The organism is Micromonospora sp. ATA51, from assembly GCF_016802855.1.
Lineage (GTDB): Bacteria > Actinomycetota > Actinomycetes > Mycobacteriales > Micromonosporaceae > Micromonospora > Micromonospora sicca.
The window spans coordinates 1-4113 of sequence record NZ_JAEVHJ010000451.1; the positions used below are offsets into that span (position 1 = coordinate 1).

A 4113-nucleotide genomic window follows, 5' to 3' on the forward strand; every position below is an offset into this window, starting at 1 on the left:
GGTCGGCCCTGCTGACCGACCTGGCCGGCGCCGAGCTGGCCGCCGGGGCGGGCCTGCCGACGCTGGTGGTCGACGACCCCCGGGCGGTGCTCGGCGACGTCGCCGCCACCGTCTACGGCGACCGACCGCGGGACTGACCGTGATCGGGGTGACCGGCACCGCCGGCAAGACCTCCACCAGCTACCTGATCGAGTCGGGGCTGCGCGCCGCGGGCCGCACCACCGGCCTGATCGGCACCGTGGAGACCCGGCTGGGCGACCTGGTGATCGACAGCGTGCGGACCACCCCGGAGGCGACCGACCTGCACGCCATGCTCGCCGTCGCCGGGGAGCGCGGGGTGGACGCGGTGGTCATGGAGGTGTCCAGCCACGCCCTGGCCATGGGCCGGGTCGGCGGGGTCCGCTTCACCGTCGGCGGCTACACCAACTTCGGCTCCGACCACCTGGACTTCCACGCCGACTCGGCGGACTACTTCGCGGCGAAGGCGAAGCTCTTCGACGGGCGCTGTGCGGTCGAGGTGCTCAACCACGACGACCCGGCGCTGCGACCGCTGTTCAAGCCGGCCACCGTCAGCTACTCGGCGGCCGGCGACCCGGCCGCCACCTGGTGGGCCGACGGGATCGACGACGAGGGGTACACCCAGCGCTTCACCGTGCACGGCCCGGACGGGCTGGCCCTGCCCGCCGTGGTGGCGCTGCCAGGCCGGCACAACGTGGCGAACGCGTTGCTGGCCGTCGCCACCCTGGTCGCCGCCGGGGTGGACCCGGCCACCGCGGTCGCGGGGGTCTCCGCCTGCGGCGGCGTGCCGGGGCGGCTGGAGCTGGTCAGCGGCGACGCGCCGGTGCGCGGGGTGGTGGACTACGCGCACAAGGCGAACGCGATCGAGGCCGTCCTGGTCGCGCTGCGCGGCCTGACCGCCGGCCGGTTGATCTGCGTGATCGGCGCGGGTGGCGACCGGGACCGGGGCAAGCGGCCGGTGATGGGCGCCGCCGCGGCGGAGGGAGCCGACGTGGTGCTGGTGACCGACGACAACCCGCGCACCGAGGACCCGGCCGCGATCCGGGCCGAGGTGCTCGCCGGGGCGTACGCGGCGAGCGCCGCCGCCCGGATCATCGAGGCGCCCGGCCGGCGGGATGCCATCGCCGAGGCGGTCCGGCTGGCCGAACCGGGCGACGTGGTGGCGCTGCTGGGCAAGGGGCAGGAGCGCGGCCAGGAGATCGCCGGCGAGGTGCTCCCGTTCGACGACCGGGTCGAGCTCGCCGAGGCGTTGCGGGCCGCTTCGGTGACCTGGCGGGTCGACGGTGATCCCGCTGACCCTGGCCGAGGTCGCCTCGGCCGTCGACGGGCGGCTGGTCGCCGCCGACCCGGACGCCCGGGTGACCGGGTCGGTTGCGTTCGATTCCCGCAAGGTCACCCCGGGTGGGCTCTTCGTGGCGTTCCCCGGTGAGAAGGTGGACGGGCACGACTACGCCGCCCGGGCGGTCGGGGCCGGCGCGGTGGCGGTGCTCGGGACCCGGGAGGTTCCCGGCGTGCCGATGGTGCTGGTCGACGACGCCCTCGCGGCGATGGGACGCCTGGCCCGCGCGGTGGTCGACCGGCTGCCCGGCCTCACCGTGATCGGCCTGACCGGCTCCTCCGGCAAGACCACCACGAAGGATCTGATCGCCCAGCTCACCGTGCGGCTCGGTCCGACCGTGGCGCCGCCCGGCTCGTTCAACAACGAGCTGGGTCACCCGTACACGGCGCTGCAGGCCGGGCCGGAGACCCGCTACCTGGTGATGGAGAAGGGCGCCCGCGGGGTGGGGCACGTCCGCTACCTGTGCGAGGTGGTGCCCCCGCGGATCTCCGTGGTGCTCAACGTCGGGGTCGCGCACATCGGCGAGTTCGGCTCGGTGGAGACCATCGCCCTGGCCAAGGGGGAGCTGGTCGAGGCGCTGCCCGCCGACGGCCTGGCCGTGCTCAACGCCGACGACCCGCTGGTCGACGCGATGGCCGCCCGTACCCGGGCCCGGGTGGTCCGCTACGGCGAGGCGCCGCACGCCGACGTGCGGGCCGTGGACGTGGCGCTGGACGGGCGGGGCCGGCCGTCGTACACCCTGGTGACGCCGGAGGGCAGCGTGCCGGTGCGGCTCGGGCTGACCGGGCGGCACCAGGTCTCCAACTCCCTCGCCGCCGCGGCGGTGGCCCGCGAGCTGGGGATGCCCCTGGCCGAGCTGGCCGTCGCCCTGGGCGAGCTGGGGCTGGTCTCGACCCGCCGGATGGACGTCTTCGAGCGCTCCGACGGGGTCACCGTGATCGACGACTCGTACAACGCCAACCCGGCCTCGATGGCCGTCGCGCTGCGGGCGCTGGCGGGCCTGCGCGGGCAGGGGCGTACCGTCGCGGTGCTCGGCTACATGGCCGAGCTGGGGACGTTCGAGCGGGAGGGGCACCAGCAGGTCGGCCGGCTCGCGGCCGAGCTGGGCGTCGACCGGCTGCTCGTGGTGGGCGAGCTGGCGGCGCCGATCCAGGAAGGCGCGACAGCGGTAAGTGACTGGGGAGGAGAGTCGGTGCTGCTCACCGATCAGGCGGCGGCCGTCGAGGTGCTGCGGGGCGAGCTACGTCCGGGTGACGTGGTGCTGGTGAAGGGCTCCCGGTACCGCACCTGGGAGGTGGTCGACGCGCTGCGCGAGGCCACCGGGGAGGGGGTCACCTCATGAGGGCGGTCATCGTCGCCATCGGGGTCGCCTTCCTGATCTCGCTGCTCTGCACCCCTATCGCGATCAAGGTCTTCACCCGGCTGAAGGCCGGCCAGCCGATCCGGGCCGAGGGCCCGGCCATGCACCAGGGCAAGAAGGGCACGCCGACGATGGGCGGCGTGGTCTTCATCCTGGCCACGGTGATCGCGTACGTCGCCGGGCACCTCGCGCTGACCACCCTGCCGGACGCCCAGATCGCCCAGGTGGAGCCGACCATGACCGCGCTGGTGCTGCTCGGCCTGATGGTCTTCTCCGGCGCGGTCGGCTTCATCGACGACTTCCTCAAGGTCCGCAAGCGGCACAGCGGCGGGCTGAACAAGCGCGGCAAGCTCGCCGGCCAGATCCTGGTCGGGACGATCTTCGGCATCGTGGCGCTCTACTTCCCGAGCCGGATGTACGACGTCACGGGCGCCCGGACCAACGCCGAGACGGTGGGCAGCACCACGCTCAGCTTCATCCGGGACATCCCGGCGCTGGAGATCGGCAAGGTCGCCTCGGTGATCGTGATCATCCTGGTGGTGATGGCGGCGACCAATGGGGTCAACCTCACCGACGGCCTGGACGGCCTGGCCACCGGCGCCTCGGTGATGGTGCTCGCCGCGTACGCGCTGATCGCTTTCTGGCAGTACCGGCACTGGTGCGCGGACCCGAACTACACCGAGGCGTACTGCTACACGGTCCGGGACCCGCTGGAGATCGCGTTGATCGCCGGCGCGGCGGCCGGGGCCTGTGTGGGCTTCCTGTGGTGGAACACCTCTCCGGCCCGGATCTTCATGGGCGACACCGGCGCCCTCGGCCTGGGCGGCCTGATCGCCGGCATGGCGATGTCCACCCGGACCATCCTGCTGCTGCCGATCATCGGCCTGCTCTTCGTGATCATTACGATGTCGGTGGTGATCCAGATCATCTCGTTCCGGACCACCGGCAAGCGGGTGTTCCGGATGTCCCCGCTGCAGCACCACTTCGAGCTGGCCGGCTGGAGCGAGGTCAACATCGTGGTCCGGTTCTGGATCATCGCCGGGATCGGCGTGGCCATCGCGCTGGGCCTGTTCTACAGCGAATTCCTCGCCGCGGTCACCTGACCCGGCACACCGACGGCGCGAAGGAGGGGCCCGGGTGGCCCCTCCTTTCCCGTTCCGACACGCCGACCGGCCGGTTGCGCCACGGGCGGGCCGACCCAGCCGCGATGATGGGCGGGTGGGGGAGGAACGAGACACCGAGGGCACGACCGAGACGCAGATCCGCCGACCGCCCGTGCCGCCGCGGCCGGCGGAGCCGCCCGGCGCGCTGTTCGGGCTGGACGCGGCCGGCGGGCTGGCCGCGCCGGCACCCTGGCGTACCTGCTGGGGGTGCGGCACGCCTTCGACGCCGATCA

General features: G+C 73.5%; 2 protein-coding genes and 1 pseudogene. All 3 read left to right on the forward strand.

Features of this window, described 5'->3' with window-relative positions:
* Window positions 1-1305: pseudogene (locus tag JNW87_RS35675) on the forward strand (UDP-N-acetylmuramoyl-L-alanyl-D-glutamate--2,6-diaminopimelate ligase); the annotation flags it as partial.
* Window positions 1302-2699, forward strand: a complete 1398-nt coding sequence (murF, locus tag JNW87_RS35680; RefSeq protein ID WP_109805135.1) for a UDP-N-acetylmuramoyl-tripeptide--D-alanyl-D-alanine ligase — start codon at window positions 1302-1304, stop codon at window positions 2697-2699. The pseudogene JNW87_RS35675 and the gene murF, both read left to right, overlap by 4 nt.
* On the forward strand, window positions 2696-3820 hold the full coding sequence (gene mraY, locus JNW87_RS35685; RefSeq protein ID WP_109805136.1) for a phospho-N-acetylmuramoyl-pentapeptide-transferase: 1125 nt from the start codon (window positions 2696-2698) through the stop codon (window positions 3818-3820). The genes murF and mraY overlap by 4 nt, the downstream gene beginning before the upstream one ends.
* The last annotated feature ends 293 nt before the right edge of the window (window positions 3821-4113 follow it).

Bases quoted from the DNA above. Each gene is read 5' to 3' on its own strand.
- mraY (WP_109805136.1), top strand. From the start codon at position 2,696: ATGAGGGCGGTCATCGTCGCCATCGGGGTCGCCTTCCTGATCTCGCTG.